Source organism: Streptomyces sp. NRRL S-495 (assembly GCF_000966955.1).
Lineage (GTDB): Bacteria > Actinomycetota > Actinomycetes > Streptomycetales > Streptomycetaceae > Kitasatospora > Kitasatospora purpeofusca.
The window spans coordinates 1-1,997 of record NZ_JZWY01000625.1 but is presented as its reverse complement, the minus strand read 5'-3'; the positions used below and the strand labels follow the sequence as shown (position 1 = coordinate 1,997).

The 1,997-nt window shown below is 80.1% G+C and carries 1 protein-coding gene; it reads right to left on the bottom strand.

The features are described from left to right. Nucleotides 1-3 precede the first annotated feature (3 nt). On the bottom strand, nt 4-1,997 hold a 1,994-nt coding region (locus VR45_RS29115), incomplete at its 5' end, for a lanthionine synthetase LanC family protein (RefSeq protein WP_045942843.1).

Below are 1,997 nucleotides of genomic sequence, written 5' to 3'. Positions count from 1 at the left end.
CTGTCAGGCCGGGAACAGGGTGCCGGGGCGCGGCCCGCCGCGTCGGCTCAGCCGACGCAGGAAGCCGAGCACCCCGGGGGTGCCGGCGGCCCAGGAGGCGGACTCCGTCGAGGGGTCGGCACCGGGCAGCAGCGGGCGGTCGTACGGGCCGCCGCCGCGGGCCAGGATCAGGCCCGCGATCTCCTCGGCGGAGCGCCAGTGGCGTTCGTCGCCGGTGGCCACGGCCAGGTCGACCAGCAGTTCGCCGATGCCGGCGAGGCCGCAGCACTGGCCGACGGGGCCGGTGCGCGGGGCCGGCACGAGGGCGGCGGCCGCGGACTCGGCGGCGCGGGTGACGAGGGCCGGCTCGCCGTACAGCCGTCCGGCCTGGAGCAGGACCGCCCCGAGGCCGGCCAGACCGCGGCACCAGGAGCCGTAGCGGCGGGTCGCGCCGGGGGCGCGGGCCGCGGCCGCGAGGCGGGGGACGTCCTCGGCCAGGCCGTCGACCAGGCGCCGGGCGGCCTCCGCCGTCCCACCGTCGGTGCCGGGCAGGGCGAGGAGGAAGTGCGCGAGGCCGGCCCGACCGTGGGCGAACCCCTCGACGAGGGCGGCGGTGCCGGGGTTCGGGGCCTCCCGGGGGTCGGTGGGGCGGCCGTCGGTGAGCCGCCGGGCGCAGGCGGCCGCGACGGCCGTGTGCCGCTCGGCCTCATCGGGCCGGCCGTCGGCGCGGGCCAGCCGGGCCAGCAGTAGCCGGGCGGTGCCGAGGCCGGCGGCGCCGGACACCTGGTCGGCGGGGAGGTCGGCCGGGAGGTCGGCCGGGAGGTCAGCGGCGAGCGGTCCGGTCCCGGTGCCGCCGGGTTGGGAACCGCCGGGCTCGGTGCCGACAGGTTCGGTGCCGAGCAGGTGGGCCGCCTGGGCGAGGAAGAGGTCGACCCCGGCGCGGCCGTCGTACAGGCCCGGGCCGAGCCGGCCGAGGGCGGGGTGGGCGGCGGTCCACCGGGCGAGTGCGGCGGCCGCGTCGCGGACCTCCGGCCGGTCCGGGTGCTGGAGCAGTTCGAGGCCGAGGCCGGCGGCGCCGTCGTAGCGGGAGAGCAGGGTGCGCGGGCGGGACGGGTGGCTCGCGCCGGGGGAGGCGTCGGGTCGTCCGTCGGCGAGGTCGTGGGCCATCCGGACGCAGCGGTCGAGGGTGTGGCGGACGGCCCGGTCGAGCAGGTCCGCCGTCACCACCGGCGGCCGGTGGGCGGTCCGGTGCGGTGGCGCCGCTGTCGCGGGCCGGGTCCCGGGCGCGGCCGGGGCTCGCCGGAGGTCGGCGGCGGCCGCCGACCGCTCCTCGGCGTCCAGGCTCAGCAACCCGGCGATCAGGGCGAGCGTCGCGGCCGCGGGCCGGGCGGGTCGAGTAGGCAGCGCGCCGGCGAGACAGGCGAGGGTGCGCTCGCGGTTGACGGCCGGGTCCGGGTCGATCACCACGGGGTCCAGGCCGGTGGCGGCCCAGTGCAGGGTGGCGCCCAACGCGTAGTAGTCGTCGGCGGGGTGGGGTCCGGCGGTGTCCGGCCCGGCGGTGTCCGGCTCGGCGGTGGCGGGCAGGCCGTAGCCGAGGGTGGCGCCCTCCGGCCGCTCGCCGGTCAGCGAACTGACACCGAAGTCGACGAGCGAGCAGGCGCCCGCGGCGTCCAGCACCACGTTGGCGGGCTTGAGGTCGTGGACGACCACGCCGCGCGCGTGCACGGCGTCCAGGACCGTGAGCAGCCCCCGGGCCAGGGCCCACCAGTCGCGGCCCGGCCCCGTTCCGGTCCCGTGCGCGGTGGCGGCCGCCCGGTCGCCGAGGACGTCGTACGGTCCGGCTTCGAGCACGGCCCGGCGGAGGTCGCGCGGTCCGCGGGCGGTACTCACCAGGTACTCGTCCTCGCCGTGCCGGAAGTAGTCGACCAGGTCCGGCACTCCGGGCACGCCGGCCAGTGCGGCCAGCACCCGCCGTTCGTGCCGGAGCCGGCCGCGGGCGTCGGTGCCGGCCCGGTCCT